This is a genomic window from Sphingomonas montanisoli (assembly GCF_008274695.1).
Lineage (GTDB): Bacteria > Pseudomonadota > Alphaproteobacteria > Sphingomonadales > Sphingomonadaceae > Rhizorhabdus > Rhizorhabdus montanisoli.
The window spans coordinates 548,035-565,697 of the sequence record NZ_VTOU01000003.1 but is presented as its reverse complement, the minus strand read 5'-3'; the positions used below and the strand labels follow the sequence as shown (position 1 = coordinate 565,697).

Genomic DNA, 17,663 nt, shown 5'->3' with positions numbered 1-17,663 from the left:
GGAAGGTGGCGTGCGCAAGCAGGTGATCGGCCGGGTGGCCCTGATATTGGCCACGTTGGCGGCGGCGATCTTTGTCGTCTGGACGGTGTTCGTTCTTTGCATCGCGCGGCCGGAGCCGGTGGTGAACGTCGATCGCGGTGGGCGCGATCGGGTGGGCAAGGTGCATTTCGGTGGCCCCGACAAGCCGGTGGGTGCGCTGAGCAACCTGCTCGCGCAGCGGATCGCGGCGATGCCGGCCGGCGGATCGATCTATTGGGCGACCTACTATTTTCGCGACCGCGATCTGGCGCGGGCCTTGGTCGCGGCGCAGCGGCGCGGAGTGCGCGTGCTGTTGGTCGTCGACGGTGATCCTAGGCTGGAAACCGCCAACGACGCCGCGCTCGCGGTGCTGCGCAAGCTGGGGAAGGGATTGGTCGTCCGTGCCGAACCGATCGAGCCGTTCGATCGGATCAGCGGAAAGCTCCACACGAAAATCTATGCGTTCGATGCCCCGGGAGAGCGGGTGGCGATGATCGGATCCTTCAATCCTTCGGGTGACGAGGGGACCGACAAGGCGACGCTCGATGAGATCGGCGATCAGGATCGCGGGCACAATATGCTGATCGATGTCGTCAGCCCCGGGCTGATCGATACGCTGATCGCTCAGGTCAGGCTGCTGGGCGAACGCGGCGGTTCGATCGACCGGTTCGATGCGCACCAGAACCGCATTTACCGCGACCGTGACACCAGGCTCTATTTCTATCCCCGCCTACGCGCCGACATCGTCGAGGATGAGGTCGATCGGCTCGATCGCGGTGATCGGCTATGGGCCGCGATATCGCACCTGAAAGGCGACATGGTCGATCGGCTCGCCAGGGCGGCCGAGCGCAGGGTCGAGATATTGCTGGTGGTGCATGATACCGAGCGACGCGTGCCCGAATCGTCGGTGCGCCGGCTCAATGCGGCGGGCGTCCATATTCGCCGATATCGCCATCCGGACGGGCTGCCGATGCACGCCAAATTCATCGTCGTCGAACGCGATGGCGGCTTCACCAGCTACACGGGCAGCATCAACTACAACCGCAATTCACGGCTGCTGAACGACGAAGTGTTGATGGTGTCGCGCGACCCGCAGTTCGCGGTGACATTGCTCGAACGGCTGGCGACGATCGAGCACGAGATCGGCGGCTGGAGGACGGGCGGGCTTGCACAGCCCGCCCGTTGATCTTCAGAGTCGACGCGCCTCGACGCGGCGGTTGGCGGCGCCCGCTGGATCGGACGGATTGGCCGGCTTGTCGAAGCCCCAGCCGTTCACTTCGAGACGCGATGGGGCGATGCCCAGATCGCCGAGCAGCGAGGCAACGGCCTGCGCGCGCTCCTTCGAAAGCTGGATGTTATATTCGCGATTGCCGACGGCATTGGTGTGTCCGTCGATCGCGAAGCGCATGCTCGACAGCGCCGGCGTCTGCAGCGCCTTGGCGAAGACGCGGATATTGGCCATCGCCTGCGCGGTCAGCGCCGACGATGCGTTTTCGAAGGTGATCAGCAGATCCTTGCGCGCCGGCGGCAGCGGCTTGGGCGCGGCATAGGTCTTCTTGACCGGCTTGGCCGCGGCGGCGGGGTTTCCGCCCGGCGTCACGCCCACGCCCTTGTTGTTGGTGCGGCCGACAGAGAAGCCGCGTGTCGCGCTGGTGCGCGGTCCCTTGGCGGGGGCCTCGTCGACGGCGCATTCGGCGGGCGGGTTGGCCGGATCGACCGACGAGCAATCGACCGCGAAAGACTTCTGAATGTCCTCGACGCTATATTGGGCCTGCTGCGCACCGAGCGGCGCGGCGGCGAAAGCGATGAGAACCAACGGCGCGACTAGCTTGATACGCACGGCAACAACCCTCCTGTTTCACGGCACCCCGACAGCTACGAATACTATGCTTCCCAAGTTGCAGCGATAGCAATAGCGAGTCGAGGCCAAGATAATCTGTGCCGTGGCGCACAGGCGGAACAGCATGGCGGGCGGACGGTTAGCATATCGATGTCCCGCCGCACCGCCCCCGCGACGATCGTCGAAACCGACGTCCCCGCCCGGCTCGATCGCCTGCCCTGGGGCCGCTTTCACTGGCTGGTGGTGGTGGCGTTGGGAATCACCTGGATTCTCGACGGCCTCGAAGTAACGTTGACCGGATCGGTGGCGGGGGCGCTGCGGCAAAGCCCGACGCTGCGCTTTTCGGCGGCGGATGTCGGTTTCGCCAACAGCGCCTATCTGGCGGGCGCGGTGTTGGGCGCTCTGTTCTTCGGCTGGCTCACCGATCGGCTGGGGCGCAAGAAGCTCTTTTCGATCACGCTGGCCGTTTACTTCAGCGCGACGGCGGCGACGGCCTTTGCCTGGGATCTGCCCAGCTTCGCGTTGCTTCGCTTCATTACCGGCGCGGGGATCGGTGGCGAATATAGCGCGATCAATTCGGCCATCCAGGAATTGATCCCCGCACGGCGGCGCGGCTGGACCGATCTGGCGATCAACGGCAGCTTCTGGGTGGGCGCTGCGATTGCGGGGATGGGGAGCATCGTGCTGCTCGATCCGGCTCTGTTCGATCCCGATCTCGGCTGGCGGATCGCCTTCTTCCTGGGTGCGGCGATCGGGGTCGTCATCCTGTTCCTGCGCCGCTTCATCCCCGAAAGCCCGCGCTGGTTGATCGTTCACGGCCGGACGGAGGAGGCCGAACGGATCGTCGCCGACATCGAGCGGCGATCGGACGCACCCACCGGTCCCGCCCCGCGTGCCCGCCTGCTCGCGCGCAGTCATACGCCGCTTGGCGACGTGTTCGCCGTGATCCTGCGCACCTATCCGCGGCGCGCGGTGCTGGGGCTGATCCTGATGGCGGCGCAGGCATTCTGCTACAATGCGATCTTCTTCACCTATGCGATGATGCTGACCGACTTTTACGGCGTGCGGGCGGATGCGGTCGGATGGTACGTCCTGCCCTTTGCGGCGGGCAATGTCGCAGGGCCGCTGCTGCTGGGGCGTTTCTTCGATACGATCGGGCGGCGGCGGATGATCGCCTTCACTTATGCGATGTCGGCATTGCTTCTCGCGCTGACCGGCTGGCTGTTCCGCGAAGGCATGCTCGATGCGACGACGCAGACATTGTGCTGGAGCATCACCTTCTTCTTCGCCTCGGCGGCGGCAAGTTCGGCCTATCTGACGGTCGCGGAAAGTTTCCCATTGGAAACTCGCGCGCTGACGATCGCGATCTTCTATGCGCTGGGTACCGGGATCGGCGGGGTCATCGCGCCGTGGGCGTTCGGTGTGCTGGTCGAAAGCGGATCGCGCGGCGCGGTGATGGGCGGCTATCTGTTCGCGGCCGGTCTTATGGCGCTGGCGGGCGCGGCGGCCTGGTGGCTCGGCATCGACAGCGAGCGGCGGCCGCTGGAGGATGTGGCCCGGCCGCTGTCGTGGCAGGACGATTAGGGGACGAGGATCGTATCCTTCGCCTCGTCGAGCGTGTCGGGGAAGTCGAGCGTATAGTGCAGGCCGCGGCTCTCCTTGCGGTGGAGCGCGGAGCGCACGATCAGGTCGGCGACGTCGACAAGGTTGCGCAGCTCGATCAGGTCGGGTGTCACGCGGAAATTGCCGTAATAGTCGGCCACTTCCTGCCGCAGCAGCGCCACGCGATGCGCCGCGCGCTCCAGCCGCTTGGTGGTGCGGACGATGCCGACATAGTCCCACATGAAGCGGCGGATCTCGCGCCAATTGTGCTGGACGATCACCTCTTCATCGGAGTCCGTCACGCGGCTTTCGTCCCACGGCCGGATCGGCGGGGGCGGGGGCATGTCCGCAAAGTTCGCCTTGATATGTTCGGCCGCCGCATCGCCGAACACGAAGCATTCGAGCAGCGAATTGGACGCGAGGCGGTTCGCGCCGTGCAGGCCCGATTGCGTCACCTCGCCCGCCGCATAAAGGCCGGGCAAATCGGTGCGCCCGTCGCGATCGATCAGCACGCCGCCGCAGGTATAGTGCGCGGCGGGCACGATCGGGATCGGCGACGTGGTGATGTCGATGCCCAGCGGCAGCAGGCGGGCGTAGATCGTCGGGAAATGCTCCATGACGAATTCGGCCGGCTTGTGGCTGATGTCGAGGTGGACATAGTCGAGGCCGAGCCGCTTGATCTCATGATCGATCGCGCGCGCCACGATATCGCGCGGCGCCAGTTCGGCGCGCTTGTCGAAGCGCGGCATGAAGCGGCGGCCGTTGGTGGGGAGCTTGAGCTGCCCGCCCTCGCCGCGCATCGCCTCGGTGATCAGGAAGTTCTTGACGTCGAGATTGTAGAGGCAGGTCGGGTGGAACTGCATGAATTCCATGTTCGAGACGCGGCAGCCCGCGCGCCAGGCCATCGCGATCCCGTCTCCGGTCGCGCCGCGCGGTGAGGTCGAGAACAGATAGGCGCGGCTGGCGCCCCCGGTGGCAAGGATAGTCGCACGGCCGGTGAAGGTCTCGATCGTCCCCGTCGCACGATCGACCGCATAGACGCCCCAGACATGGCCATCGCCCGAATATTTCTCGCCATGGCGGCTGGTGATCAGGTCGATCGCGGCACGATCGGGGAAGAGGGTGATGTTCGGATGCGCGACCGCCGCCGCCTCCAGCGCGACCTGCACCGCATGGCCGGTCGCGTCGTCGACATGGACGATTCGGCGATGGCTGTGCCCGCCCTCGCGCGTCAGGTGGAGCTTGTTGCCTTCCGGATTGAAGGGCACGCCGAGGCCGACGAGCTTTTCGACCGCGAGCGGCGCATTTTCGACCACGAACTCGACGGTCTTGCGATCGTTGAGGCCCGCGCCCGCGACGATCGTGTCGGTGATGTGGCTTTCGAACGTGTCGCCCGCCTCCAGCACGGCGGCGATCCCGCCCTGCGCCTGCGCGGTGGAGCTTTCGGAAATCCCCGCCTTGGCGAGCACGCCCACCTTATAATGTTCGGCGAGGTTGAGCGCGGCGGTAAGCCCAGCCGCGCCCGATCCGATGATGACGACGTCGAAATTATATGCGGCCACGGGCTTCCTCTTCTCAGCCCGACGGATCAGCCGTTGGCCGAGCGCGTCAAACTCAGGAACACGTCCTCGAGGTCCGCTTCGCGGGTCGAGACGTCGACGATGCCGAGGCCGTCCTTCTGGACGGCGGCGAGAACCTCGCCCGCATTCACCCGGCTCTTGTCATAGATGATGACGAGGGTGCGGGTGCCCTTGAGCTCGATCTTGTCGAAGCAGGGGGCATCGGGCGCGGCGTCGAGATCGCGGTCGACCGTGACCTCGACCGCCTTTTCCTGCGCGCGGCCGACGAGATCGCGGGTCGGTTCGTTGGTGATCAGGCGGCCGTGGTTGATAATCGCGATGCGATCGCACAACTCCTCGGCTTCCTCGAGATAATGCGTGGTCAGCACGATCGTCACGCCCAGTGCGTTCAACTCGCGCACATAATCCCACAATTGCTGACGCAGTTCGACGTCGACGCCCGCGGTCGGCTCATCGAGGACGAGGACCGGTGGCGAATGCACCATCGCCTTGGCGACGAGCAGGCGGCGCTTCATGCCGCCCGACAGCGAGCGGGCATAGGCATCGGCCTTGTCGATCAGATGGACCTTGCCGAGCAGCTCCATCGTGCGGCGCTTCGCCTTGGGCACGCCGTAGAAGCCCGCCTGATTCTCGAGCGTCTCGCGCGGCGTGAAGAAGGGATCGAACACGATCTCCTGCGGCACGATGCCGATCGACGCCTTGGCGTTGCGCGGATCGCGATCGATGTCGAAACCCCAGATCGAGACTTCGCCCGCGCTCTTGTTCACCAGCCCCGCAAGGATGTTGATCGTGGTCGATTTGCCGGCGCCGTTCGGGCCGAGCAGGCCGAATATCTGGCCACGGGGTATATCGAGGTCGATCCCATGGAGCGCCTGCTTGCCGCCCTTGTAGATCTTGGAAAGGCCCCGGATGCTGATGGCTGCTTCGGTCATTGCGCTGGCGGTATAGGCGGCGCGGCGAAGCGGCGAAAGAGCTTAGCGCGGATGAGGCGATTCACAGCGTCACGCTGGGTCGGAAGTTGTGGAAGTTGTCACTACGTCACGCTCGGAATCGCTTCCCCAAAAGGACTTACGCTGAATTGCCGTCCGCCGAACGATGAGAAAGAGCGACGCGCCGATGCGCTATGGTTGAGTTTGTACTTGATTTGTTCTTGTCCGTCAAGCCCTGACTTATCCTCCCCCGCCAGGGGGAGGTGTCAGCTTTAGCTGACGGAGGGGGAGGGCGGCGGCAAGCAGGACGTTTCGTGTCCTCCCCCTCCGTCGCCTTCGGCGCCACCTCCCCCTGACGGGCGAGAATAAGTCAGGGCTTGGGCGCCACCGGGAAGCAATCGAGTGCGGCGGCAGAGGCGGCGGCGCAGAGCGCGATGGCCTCGTCACGGTCGGTGACGGGGCCGATCTGGACGCGGACCAGGGTTTTGCCAGGGACGGGTTCGTAACGCGGCTCGAAATCGGCCGCCTTCGACATCCGCTTGCTGATCCGGCCCCACGCCTCGCGCGCGGCCTTGTCGCCCGAATAGGCGCCGAGCTGGATTCGCCAGGGCGGGCCGGCGGGCGCGGCGCGCATCATGCGCATCGGTTCGGCGGCGGCCATCTTCGATCCGCCCCCCTTCTCCCACGCCGCCAGTTCGACCTCATATGCGGCGAAGGCGGTGTAGAAGGCGGTGAACGGGGCTTCCAACCGCGCGAGCGCCTTTGGCGCATAAACGGGGAAGTCGGCGGTGCTGACGGTCGCGGCTTCCTTCAGCACATCGGCCGCGACCGGGCAGAATCCTGCCTGTGCGGGCGGTTGAGCGAAATAATTATAGACGCTGGTGACGTGCCGATCGAGCGGGGTGCCCTTGCCGTGGCGCGTGCCTTCGGCGGCATAGCCCTTGGCGAAGGCGGCCTTCTGCGCGGTGAGCAGCTTGTTGTAGCCCGCGACGATCCCCTTCGACCCGGTCCGATCGCAGGCAAGCGCGGCGACGTTGAGCGCGGATCGCAGGTGCCAGATCGCTTCGGGATCGGCGATGCCGTTGTTCGGCGTATCCCAACCGCCCTTGCCGTCGGATTTGGGCAGCTTGAAGGTAGGCGGCGCGCCTCCGGGCGGGAGCGGGCGGGCGGCGGGCGTTGGGGCCGGGGGCGGCGTGGGCTCGGGCGCCTGCTTCTTTTTCGCGCAGGCGGCGAGCATGGCCGTGACCACTAACGCTAAGACGACCGACCTTTTCAAAGCTTCTCTCCCCAACTCCGTTCGTGTCGAGCGAAGTCGAGACACGGTCTCGCACGCCAACGTGTCTCGACTTCGCTCGACACGAGCGGGTGGAGAGTGTCGAGAGTCCATCGGCGCGCGTGCGCCGGTCCGAGTCCGACTCGGGACAGGCCGTTGCGGCGGCGCACAAGCCTTGCTAATCCGCGCGGCATGAGCATCGAGCCCGCTTCGCCCGAAACCGTCACCGTCAACTCGACCCGCGTCGCATGCGACGGGGCGAGCGACATTCCGGGCGGCGCCTCGCTCGGCCATCCGCGCGTGTTCATCGAGATCGATCGCGAGATCGGCTATGCCGATTGCGGCTATTGCGATCGCCGTTTCGTGCTTGCGGCGGGCGTCGGGGCTGGCGAACACCACTGATCGGCCTATATCGGCGGACATGAGCATCACCACCGCCGATCCCCGCCGCTTCCTCTATCGCGACGCGCTCGATCCCGACGCAGCGCTTCGCCTGACCGCGCAGACGCTCAAGAGCTGCGACGATGGCGAGCTTTACCTCCAATATATGGCGTCGGAGAGCTTCGGCTTCGACGATGGGCGGCTCAAGACCGCCGATTTCAACACCCAGGCGGGCTTCGGCCTGCGCGGCATTTCGGGCGAGACGACTGCCTTCGCCCATGCCAACGAGCTGAGCGAAGCGGCGATCCTGCGCGCGGGCGAGACGATGACCTTGCTCGATCCCGCCAAGGGCAGCCGCGCCGCGCCGCCGCGCCGGACGAACAACAGCCTCTATACCGGCGAAGATCCGCTGGGCCTGATCCCCTTCGCCAAGAAGGTCGAGCTTTGCCAGCAGGTCGACGCTGCCGCCCGTGCGCGCGATCCGCGTGTCCAGCAGGTGTCGGTCGGCCTGTCGGGATCGTGGAGCGTGGTCGAGATCGTCCGTCCCGACGGCTTCACCGCGTTCGACGTGCGCCCGCTCGTCCGCCTCAACGTCTCGATCGTGGTCGAACAGAATGGCCGGCGCGAAACCGGCTTCTTCGGGCTGGGCGGCCGTTATCTCTACGATCGGCTGTTCGAGCCGGCGACGTGGAACCGCGCGATCGACGAGGCGCTCAAGCAGGCGATCGTCAATCTCGATTCGGTCGCGGCGCCCGCGGGCGAGATGACCGTGGTGTGCGGCCCCGGCTGGCCCGGCGTGCTGCTGCACGAGGCGATCGGCCACGGGCTGGAAGGCGATTTCAACCGCAAGGGCAGCTCGGCCTTTTCGGGCCGCATCGGCGAGCGGGTGGCGGCGCCGGGCGTCACCGTGGTCGACGACGGATCGATCGAGGGTCGGCGCGGATCGATCACGATCGATGATGAAGGCACGCCGAGCCAGTGCAACGTCCTGATCGAGGACGGCATCCTGAAAGGCTATATCCAGGATCGGCTCAACGCGCGGCTGATGGGCGTCGACCCGACCGGCAACGGGCGGCGTGAAAGCTATGCGCATGCGCCGATGCCGCGCATGACCAACACCTTCATGTATGGCGGCAACGACGATCCGGGCGAGATCATCGCGCGGGCGAAGAACGGCATCTATGCCAAGAGCTTCGGCGGCGGTCAGGTCGACATCACCAGCGGCAAGTTCGTGTTCAGCTGCACCGAGGCGTACAAGATCGAGAATGGCAAGCTGACCGTGCCGATCAAGGGCGCGACCCTGATCGGCGATGGCCCGTCGGTGCTGACCAAGGTGACCGCGATCGGCAACGACATGGCGCTCGACGAAGGCGTGGGCATCTGCGGCAAGGGCGGCCAATCGGTGCCTGCGGGTGTCGGCCAGCCGACCGTGCTGATTTCCGGCCTCACCGTGGGTGGCACGGCGGCCTGAGGCGCGATGTCTCCCAACCCCGTGAGGCGGTGAGGCACGCATGCCGATAGCACTTGCTCTAGGCGGTGGCGCGGCGCTCGGCTGGGCGCATATCGGCGTGCTGCGCGCGCTGGAGGAGGCGGGCGTCGATGTCGGCGGAGTGGCGGGCACCTCGATCGGCGCGCTTGCGGCGGTGAGCTTCGCGGCGCGTCGGCTCGACACGCTGGAGCATATCGCCCGCACCGCCGGCTGGCTGCGTGTCCTTTCCTATCTCGATCTGCACATGAAGCCCGGCGCGCTGCTCGGCGGGCGGACGATATTGCGCGAACTGGAACTCCATTTCGGCGAGATGCGCTTTCAGGATCTGTGGATGCCTGCCGCCACCGTCGCCGCCGACCTGACGAGCGGCGAGGCGGTGATCGCCGATCGCGGCTTCGTGGTTCCGGCGATCATGGCCTCGATGGCGATCCCGGGCCTGTTCCGCCCGGTGCGCAGCGACGGTCGCTTCCTGGTCGATGGCGGCGTCGTGGCGCCTGTGCCCGTCGCGGCGGCGCGCACGATCGCGCCCGGCCTGCCGATCGTGTCGGTGAACCTTCAGGGCGATTATGCGGGGCGCAAGCGGGTCTCGGCGATCCGCGAGCGGCCCGCGGGTGCGCATTCGACGATGGCGGTGGTGCGCGCGTCGACGATGCTGCTGATGTCCGAACTCGCGCGCGCGTCGCTGGCGATCGATCCACCCGATCTCGCGCTCACCCTGCCGGTCGGCCATGTCGACATACACGACTTTACCAAGGCCGACATGCTGATCGAGATCGGCCGCCAGTCGGTGTTCGAGGCGCTGCCCGCGATCCTTGATCTCGCCGCGCGGCCCGTGACCAAGGCGAAGGCATTACGGTGATCGAAGACGAGACGACCGACGCGATCCTCGATTTCTGGTTTCGGGAGATCGGCCCCGATCGCTGGTGGGAACGATCGCAGGACACCGACGACGCAATCGTCGATCGCTTTGGCGAGATATGGGCCGAATGGGGCTCGCGCATGCCTGGCAGCTTCCTTGGGTCGGCGCGGGATGCGCTCGCGGGCGTGATCCTGTTCGATCAGTTCCCGCGCAACATGTTCCGGGGACATGCCGACGCCTTCTCCACCGACCTGCTGGCCCGCGCGATCGCGGAAGGGGCGATCGACAAGCGGCTCGATCGATCGATGACGCTCGATGAGCGGACGTTCCTCTATCTGCCGTTCATGCACAGCGAGGATATGGCCGATCAGGATCGCGCTCTGTTGCTGTTCACGCAGTTGGGCGAGGCCCAACATCTTCGCTACGCGAACGAACATCGCGACATGATTGCGCGCTTCGGCCGATTTCCGCATCGCAACGCCGCGCTTGGACGCAAGGATCGCCCCGGTGAGGCCGAGGCGATCGAAGAAGGTGAAACCTGGTAAGGCGGATAGCGCTGCTTTCGGCTATCGATCTGCTCGCCTTTTGCGCTGCGCTGCGGCGATTTTCTGCTCAAAAAACAGGCATGGATTAACTTTCGGGCAGAAGTTCGCGCCCCGCAGGGTGTCGCTGCCCGATTTGTGACAGTCCGGAGTCAACGAAACCACGCCTTGTCCCATTTGGCACGGATGTTGCGAAGCAATGTCGGGCTGAAAAGAGGGAGGCGGAATGAAACTCGTCATTGCCATCATCAAGCCGTTCAAGCTGGACGAGGTGCGTGAAGCGCTGTCCGGCCTGGGTGTGCAGGGCATGACCGTGACCGAGGTCAAGGGCTTCGGGCGGCAGAAGGGTCAGACGGAAATCTACCGTGGGGCCGAATACAGCACGAACATGGTGCCCAAGATCAAGATCGAGGTCGCCACGACCGACGATCTGGCCGGGCGCGTCGTGGAGGCTGTGCAGCAGTCGGCCAACACCGGCGCGATCGGCGACGGCAAGATCTTCGTTCTCGACATCGCTCAGGCCGTGCGGATCCGCACCGGCGAGACCGACGACGTCGCGCTCTAAGGAAGGGGGAAAGATGAAACTGTCCAACAAGATTGCGACGGGACTCGGCACCCTTGCCGTGACCGCGCTGACGGCGATGCCCGCCTGGGCACAGGAGGCTGCCGAAGCCGCCGCGCCCGTGCCGAACAAGGGCGACACCGCCTGGATGATGGTCTCGACCGTCCTCGTTCTCGCGATGATCCTGCCGGGCCTGCAACTGTTCTACGGCGGCCTCGCCCGTTCGAAGAACATGCTCTCGGTGATGACGCAGATCGGCGGCGCGGCTGCGCTCGCGATGATCGTGTGGGTCGTCTATGGCTACACGATGGCCTTCGGCCCCGACGCTTCGGAATCGCTGAAGCCCTTCATCTCGAACTTCGACAAGCTGTTCCTCGCGGGCGTGACCCCGGACAGCACCGGCGCCACCTTCACCGACGGCGTCGTGATCCCCGAATATGTGTTCATCGCCTTCCAGATGACCTTCGCCGCGATCACGGTCGCGCTGGTCCTCGGTTCGGTCGTTGAGCGGATCAAGTTCTCGGCGGTGCTCGTCTTCGCCCTGATCTGGCTCACCATCGTTTATTTCCCCGTCGCGCACATGGTGTGGGCGGCCGGCGGCCTCTTCTTCGAAATGGGCGCGCTGGATTTCGCGGGCGGCACCGTGGTGCACATCAACGCCGGCGTCTCGGCGCTGGTCGCCTGCATCATGCTCGGCAAGCGCATCGGCTATCCGAAGGAAGCCATGGCTCCGCACTCGCTGACGCTGACGTTCGTCGGCACCGGCCTGCTGTGGGTGGGCTGGTTCGGCTTCAACGCCGGCTCGGCTCTCGAAGCGAACGGTTCGGCCGCGCTTGCGATGATCAACACCTTCGTCGCCACCGCCTCGGCGGCTCTGGCCTGGCTGGTCGTCGAAAAGCTGTTCGGTCACAAGCCGTCGGCCCTGGGCTTCTGCTCGGGCGTCATTGCCGGCCTCGTCGCCGTCACGCCTGCGGCCGGTAACTCCGGCCCGATGGGCGCGATCGTGCTCGGCGCCGTCGCCTCGCTGGTCTGCTACATCTTCGTCGCGAAGGTGAAGCCGGCTCTGGGTTACGACGACTCGCTCGACGCCTTCGGTATCCACGGCATCGGCGGCATGATCGGCGCGATCGGCACCGGCATCGTCTATGCCCCGTCGCTCGGCGGCCCGGGCGGCGCCGACTTCGACATGGGCGGCCAGCTGGTCACTCAGGTTCTCGCGGTTCTCGCCACCATCGTGTGGGCCGCGATCGGCACCGCCATCGCGATCTTCATCGCCAAGCTGGTGACCGGCCTGCGCGTCAGCGCCGAAACCGAGGTCGAAGGCCTCGACCTCGGCGAGCATGGCGAGCGCGCCTACAACTCTTAACCGAATTGGGGCCGCCCATAGCGGCGGCCCCTCACGACGTTCCTCCTGCGAACGCACTCGGGCCGGTGGGGCAACCTACCGGCCCTTTTTTTGTTTAGGACGGGATCATGATCACCGTCGCCTCCTACAATATCCGCAAAGGCCTGGGCACCGACCGGCGGCGCCAGCCGCAGCGCGTGCTCGATGTTCTGCATGAAGTGCATGCCGATGTGGTGGCGCTGCAGGAGGCCGATCGCCGCTTCGGCGCACGCCAGAGCGCGCTGCCGCCCGAACTGATCGCCGCGCATGGCGACTATCGGCCGGTGCCGTTCGACATCCGCCCGGGCGGCCTGGGCTGGCATGGCAATGCGATCCTGGTGAAAAAGCCGGTCGATATCCTCGATTTCGAACCGATCCACCTGCCGACGCTCGAGCCGCGCGGTGCCGTGCTCGCGGAACTCCGGGTGGGGGGCAAGGAGTTGCGCATCGTCGGCATGCACCTCGATCTGTCGGGGCTATGGCGGCGACGGCAGGTGCGCGCGATTATCGCGCATGTGAAGGCGCGGCGGCATCATATGCCGACCGTGCTGATGGGCGACCTCAACGAATGGTCGCTCCACGGCGGATGCATTCGTGACTTCATGGTCGATCATCGCGTCGCGGCGACGGGCCGCAGCTATCACAGCCGCAGGCCCGTGGGTTGCCTCGACCGGATCGTCACCAGCACCGACGTTCATGTCGTCGCCTGTGGGGTGCATGTGTCCGAGCGCGCCCGGCTGGCGAGCGATCATCTGCCGATCTGGGCGCGGGTGACGTTGCCCTAATATAATCCGCACGACACGAGCGGTGTGGGGTGATTAGCGCGGCGCCATGAACGGGCGCACCGGCGAGACGTCGTAGCCCGCAGCGGCGGCCTTGCGCGCGACCTCTTCCGGATCGGCGCCGTCGGCGGCCGAGGCGAGCGCCCACAGCAGGGTCGATCGCGTGCCCGATCGGCAGAAGGCGAGGATCGGGCCATCCGCGTTGGCGATCGCTTTGCGCATCGCATCGACCTGCGGGATCGAGAAACCGGCATGGGTGATCGGGATCGCGACATAAGCGAGGCCGGCCTCCTTCGCGGCGGCCTTGATCGTGTCGCCCGCTGGCTGACCGGCCTCCTCTTCCTCGGGCCGGTTGTTGACGATGGTGGTGAAGCCCTGCGCGGCGGCGGTTGCGACATCTTCGGGCCGGATCTGGCCAAAGACCGAGATGCGGTCGTCGATCTTGCGGAACATCGCGGTCTCCTTCGTCAGCTATGCGCGCGGATGACGTCGAGAAAGGCGTCACCATATTGGTCGAGTTTCTTGGCGCTTACCCCCGAAATCTGCGCGAGGCCACCCGGCGTTTCGGGGCGCAGGCCGGCCATTTCGCGCAACGTCGCGTCGAGGAAGACGACATAAGGCGGCACGCCCTGCGCGCGCGCGAGGTCGCGACGCAGCATGCGCAGCGCGTCGAACAACGGATCGGGCGGATAGTCCTGCCCCGTCGTGCGATCCTTGCGGCGGCGTTCGCGCTTGGGCGGCAGGACGATCGCCAGCCCTTCTTCACCCTTCAGGATCGGGCGGGCGGCGGGACCGAAGCTCAGCCCGCCATAATCGTCGGCGCGCAGCGCATCGCGGGCGAGGAGCGCGCGGGCGACGGGCTTCACCAGCCGCAACTCCTCCTCGTCGGCGATGCCGAACACCGAGAGCCGGTGATGGCCCGCCGCCAGGATCTTGTCGGTTTCCTTGCCCGCCAGCACGTCGGACAGGTGGGTGACGCCATAGCGCATTTCGGTGCGGAAGGCGGCGGAGAGCAATTTCTGCGCGACCACGCTGGCATCGAAGGATGAGGGCGGGGTGAGGCAGTTGTCGCAGTTGCCGCACCGTTCTGGCGGCTCCTCGCCGAAATGGCGCAGCAGGATCGCGCGGCGGCAGGTCGGTGCCTCGACCAGCATCGCCATCGCGTTCAATCGCTGGCGCTCGCCGCCCCGGCGGCTTTCCTCGACATCGGTTTCGATGCGACGGCGCGCACGCGCGAAATCCTCGGCACCCCAGAACAGGTGGGTGGTCGCGGGATCGCCGTCGCGGCCCGCGCGGCCGGTTTCCTGATAATAAGCCTCGATCGACTTGGGCAGGCCGGCATGGGCGACGAAGCGGACGTCGGGCTTGTCGATCCCCATGCCGAACGCGACGGTGGCGACCATCACCATATCCTCGCTCGACACGAACGCCTTCTGGTTGGCGGCGCGGACCTGCGGATCGAGGCCCGCATGATAAGCGCGGGTGGCGCGGCCGGCGCTCGCGAGCTGCGCGGCCAGCTTCTCGGTCGCGTCGCGCGTGGGGGCATAGACGACGCCCGACCCCTTGTTCTCGGCCAGCACCTCGGCCAGCTGGCGCCCGATGCCGTCGCGGGGCGTGATGCTGTAGCGCAGATTGGCGCGGTCGAATCCGGCGAGGATCAGCCCCTCTTCGGGGATGTGAAGCTGGGCGAGGATGTCGGCGCGGGTGTGATTGTCGGCGGTGGCGGTGAGTGCCAGGCGGGGAATATCGCCCAGCATCTCGGTGAAGCCGCGCAGCGTCCGATAATCGGGGCGGAAGTCGTGGCCCCATTCGGACACGCAATGCGCCTCGTCGATCGCGATCAGGCTGAGCCGCGCACGCTGGACGAGGCGGCGAAAGCCCTCGGTCGATGCGCGCTCGGGCGCGACATAGAGCAGGTCGAGATCGCCGCGGACGAAGCGGTCCATCGTCTCGTCGCGATTGTCGTCGGCGCTGGTGAGCGCGGCGGCGCGGATGCCGGCGGCGGTGGCCGATCGCACCTGATCGTGCATCAAAGCGATCAGGGGGGAGACGACCAGGCCGGTCCCCTCACGGCACAGGGCCGGGATCTGATAGGTCAGCGACTTGCCCGCGCCGGTGGGCATCACGGCCAGCGTGTGCTGCCCCGCCATCACGCGATCGATCACGTCCTGCTGGCGGCCGCGGAACTGGTTGTATCCGAAGGTCGATCGCAGGGCTTCCAAGGGGGCGGGCATGGGGTCCGACTAGCGGGTTGAGGAAGGCGTGGCCAGCCTTCCCGCCCGTTAGGACGCTTCCTCCAGTTCGCGTTCGTGTGCCTGGCGGCGCCACAGGTCGGCATAGGTGCCGTTCTGGGAAAGCAGGCCGGCATGGGTGCCGCGTTCGATCACCTGTCCGGCGTCCAGCACGACGATCTCGTCGGCGTGGACGATGGTGGAGAGGCGGTGCGCGATGACGATCGTGGTGCGCCCGGCCTCAACCCCGCGCAGCGTTGTCTGGATGCCCGCCTCGGTGCGGCTGTCGAGCGCGCTGGTCGCTTCGTCGAGGATCAGGACGGGCGGGTCTTTCAGCAAAGTGCGCGCGATGGCGACGCGCTGTTTCTCGCCGCCCGAAAGCTTCAGGCCGCGCTCGCCGACCGGGGTGGCATAACCCTGCGGCAGCGAGAGGATGAAGTCGTGGATCGCGGCGCCTCTCGCGGCGCCCTCGATCTGATCCTGCGTCGCGCCCTCGCGGCCATAGCCGATATTGTAGCCGATCGTGTCGTTGAACAGCACCGTATCCTGCGGAACGATGCCGATCGCCTCGCGCAGCGACGTCTGGCTGACCTTGGCGATATCCTGCCCGTCGATCGTGATGCGGCCCCCGGTCACGTCGTAGAAGCGGTAGAGCAGGCGCGCGAGGGTGGACTTGCCCGCGCCCGAATGGCCGACGACCGCGAGGGTCGCGCCCGGCTTCACGTCCAGATCGATGCCCTTCAATATCTGCCGTTCGGGATCGTAGGCGAAGCGGACGTCCTCAAACCGCACCGCGCCGCCGGTGACGGCGATCGGCGGGGCGTGGGGCACGTCCTTCACCTCGGCGGGGGTGTCGACGAGTCGGAACATCGCCTCCATGTCGATCAAACCCTGGCGGATTTCGCGATAGACCATGCCCAGCATGTCGAGCGGGCGGAAAAGCTGGGACAGGAGCGTGTTGACCAGCACCACGTCGCCCGTCGTGAACTGCCCCCGGCTCCAGCCCCACACCGTGAACCCCATCGCGCCGGCCATGATGACGTTGGTGATCAGCGACTGGCCGACGTTGAGGATCGCGAGCGAGCGTTCGTTCTTGGTGGCAGCCTTTGCATAATCGGCGACGGCCTTGCCGTAATTGGCGGTCTCGCGATCCTCGGCGCTGAAATATTTGACGGTTTCGTAGTTGAGCAGCGAATCCATCGCCCGCGCGCTCGCCTGCGTATCGTGCGCCACCATCTCGCGGCGGACGCGGGTGCGCCATTCGGTGACGGTGCGGGTGAAGCCGATATAGGCGGCAACGAAGACGAGCGTGGCCAGCACCAGCCCGAGACCGAAGCGGACGTAGAAGATCACGCACACCGCGGCGAGCTCGATGATCGTCGGCGCGATGTTGAACAGCAGGAAATAGAGCATCGTATCGATGCTCTTGGTGCCGCGCTCGACGATCTTGGTGAGCGCGCCCGATCGGCGCTCAAGGTGGAAGCGCAGCGACAAGGCGTGGATGTGGCGGAACACCTGCACCGCCAGCCGCCGCCCGGCATCCTGCCCGACCGTCTCGAAGATCGCGTTGCGGATATTGTCGAACAGCACGCCGCCGAAGCGCGCGCCGGCATAAGCAACGACGAGCGCGACCGCGAGGCCGACCGCGGGTTCCATCCCCGGCGCCATCCGGTCGACCGCGGCCTTGTATGCGAACGGCATGGTCAGCACCGCCGCCTTGGCCGCGAGCACCAGCAGCATCGCGATGCCGACCCGCGCCTTCATCCCCGGCTCGTCCTTGGGCCAGAGATAGGGAAGAAAGCGGCGGAGGGTCGCAAGGCCCTGTTCGGGGCGGGCGAGGTCTGACGGGCGATCGGGTGGCATTGGGTGCTAGATAGGGTGGTCGGAGCCGTTCGTCACCGGCTCTCGTTCACGGATCTAGGCTGATGTCAGTTCTTGCCGAGTGGTGCGATCGTGTGGACGGCGATGAGGTTGCGGCCGTAGCGTTCGCCTTCGACCGAGACTTCCTGTTCGACGAGGTGGAGCGGGATGCGGTCCATCTCCAGCCACATGCGGCGGCCGTTGCTGCAATGGAGCGCGTAGCAGCTATCCTGCAGGATCAGCCGGCCAGTCTCACGGCATTGCGATATCGTCCGGTCCATCATCGGATAGCTCCCGAGCTTTTCGCTCTCAGTGCCATCCCCTCCTGGGA

The 17,663-nt window shown here is 66.2% G+C and carries 17 protein-coding genes; 9 read left to right on the top strand and 8 right to left on the bottom strand.

What is annotated here, in order from left to right:
* The first annotated feature begins 10 nt into the window (after positions 1–10).
* On the top strand, positions 11–1,204 hold the full coding sequence (locus FYJ91_RS13960; RefSeq protein WP_149522877.1) for a phospholipase D-like domain-containing protein: 1,194 nt from the start codon (positions 11–13) through the stop codon (positions 1,202–1,204).
* Between the two features lie 3 nt (positions 1,205–1,207).
* Here the strand turns inward: FYJ91_RS13960 and FYJ91_RS13955 are convergent, their stop codons facing one another.
* Positions 1,208–1,858, bottom strand: a complete 651-nt coding sequence (locus FYJ91_RS13955; RefSeq protein WP_149522876.1) for an OmpA family protein — start codon at positions 1,856–1,858, stop codon at positions 1,208–1,210.
* Between the two features lie 150 nt (positions 1,859–2,008).
* On the opposite strand from FYJ91_RS13955, the gene FYJ91_RS13950 reads away from it, so the two are divergent.
* On the top strand, positions 2,009–3,442 hold the full coding sequence (locus FYJ91_RS13950) for an MFS transporter (RefSeq protein WP_149522875.1): 1,434 nt from the start codon (positions 2,009–2,011) through the stop codon (positions 3,440–3,442).
* Here FYJ91_RS13950 and nadB read toward each other — a convergent pair.
* The 3 genes from nadB to FYJ91_RS13935 form a co-directional block, all read right to left on the bottom strand.
* On the bottom strand, positions 3,439–5,022 hold the full coding sequence (nadB, locus tag FYJ91_RS13945) for an L-aspartate oxidase (protein WP_149522874.1): 1,584 nt from the start codon (positions 5,020–5,022) through the stop codon (positions 3,439–3,441). The genes FYJ91_RS13950 and nadB overlap by 4 nt on opposite strands.
* 26 nt (positions 5,023–5,048) lie before the next feature.
* The gene (locus FYJ91_RS13940) at positions 5,049–5,972 is read right to left on the bottom strand and encodes an ABC transporter ATP-binding protein (RefSeq protein WP_149522873.1); all 924 of its coding nucleotides are present in this window, start codon (positions 5,970–5,972) and stop codon (positions 5,049–5,051) included.
* Positions 5,973–6,339: 367 nt separating this feature from the next.
* Complete coding sequence (locus FYJ91_RS13935) at positions 6,340–7,206, bottom strand: SPOR domain-containing protein (RefSeq protein ID WP_149522872.1); 867 nt, start codon at positions 7,204–7,206, stop codon at positions 6,340–6,342.
* Between the two features lie 228 nt (positions 7,207–7,434).
* Here FYJ91_RS13935 and FYJ91_RS13930 point away from each other — a divergent pair, with 228 nt between their 5' ends.
* The 7 genes from FYJ91_RS13930 (at position 7,435) to FYJ91_RS13900 (ending at position 13,244) form a co-directional block, all read left to right on the top strand.
* Positions 7,435–7,644, top strand: a complete 210-nt coding sequence (locus FYJ91_RS13930; RefSeq protein ID WP_149522871.1) for a zinc-finger domain-containing protein — start codon at positions 7,435–7,437, stop codon at positions 7,642–7,644.
* Between the two features lie 19 nt (positions 7,645–7,663).
* Positions 7,664–9,094, top strand: coding sequence for a metalloprotease TldD (gene tldD, locus FYJ91_RS13925; RefSeq protein WP_149522870.1), 1,431 nt, complete (start codon positions 7,664–7,666; stop codon positions 9,092–9,094).
* A 40-nt stretch (positions 9,095–9,134) separates the two neighbouring features.
* Positions 9,135–9,971 carry a patatin-like phospholipase family protein gene (locus tag FYJ91_RS13920; RefSeq protein WP_149522869.1) on the top strand — a complete coding sequence of 279 codons (837 nt, stop codon included), beginning with the start codon at positions 9,135–9,137 and terminating at the stop codon, positions 9,969–9,971.
* Entirely contained in the window at positions 9,968–10,516 is a 549-nt protein-coding gene (locus FYJ91_RS13915; RefSeq protein WP_149522868.1) for a DUF924 family protein, read from the top strand. Before FYJ91_RS13920 ends, FYJ91_RS13915 begins: the two co-directional genes overlap by 4 nt.
* A 223-nt stretch (positions 10,517–10,739) precedes the next feature.
* Entirely contained in the window at positions 10,740–11,078 is a 339-nt protein-coding gene (locus FYJ91_RS13910; RefSeq protein WP_149522867.1) for a P-II family nitrogen regulator, read from the top strand.
* Positions 11,079–11,091: 13 nt separating this feature from the next.
* Entirely contained in the window at positions 11,092–12,441 is a 1,350-nt protein-coding gene (locus tag FYJ91_RS13905) for an ammonium transporter (protein ID WP_149522866.1), read from the top strand.
* Between the two features lie 107 nt (positions 12,442–12,548).
* Positions 12,549–13,244 (top strand): endonuclease/exonuclease/phosphatase family protein, encoded by a 696-nt coding sequence (locus FYJ91_RS13900; protein WP_149522865.1) that lies wholly within the window; start codon positions 12,549–12,551, stop codon positions 13,242–13,244.
* 33 nt (positions 13,245–13,277) lie between these two features.
* On the opposite strand, the gene FYJ91_RS13895 is transcribed toward FYJ91_RS13900, so the two are convergent.
* The 4 genes from FYJ91_RS13895 to FYJ91_RS13880 all read right to left on the bottom strand — a co-directional run bounded on the left by FYJ91_RS13895 (position 13,278) and on the right by FYJ91_RS13880 (position 17,616).
* Entirely contained in the window at positions 13,278–13,694 is a 417-nt protein-coding gene (locus FYJ91_RS13895) for a protein tyrosine phosphatase family protein (RefSeq protein WP_149522864.1), read from the bottom strand.
* 14 nt (positions 13,695–13,708) lie between these two features.
* The gene (gene recQ, locus FYJ91_RS13890; protein WP_149522863.1) at positions 13,709–15,475 is read right to left on the bottom strand and encodes a DNA helicase RecQ; all 1,767 of its coding nucleotides are present in this window, start codon (positions 15,473–15,475) and stop codon (positions 13,709–13,711) included.
* A 48-nt stretch (positions 15,476–15,523) separates the two neighbouring features.
* The gene (locus FYJ91_RS13885) at positions 15,524–17,335 is read right to left on the bottom strand and encodes an ABCB family ABC transporter ATP-binding protein/permease (protein ID WP_149522862.1); all 1,812 of its coding nucleotides are present in this window, start codon (positions 17,333–17,335) and stop codon (positions 15,524–15,526) included.
* A gap of 65 nt (positions 17,336–17,400) precedes the next feature.
* Entirely contained in the window at positions 17,401–17,616 is a 216-nt protein-coding gene (locus tag FYJ91_RS13880) for a DUF5818 domain-containing protein (RefSeq protein WP_149522861.1), read from the bottom strand.
* Between the last annotated feature and the right edge of the window lie 47 nt (positions 17,617–17,663).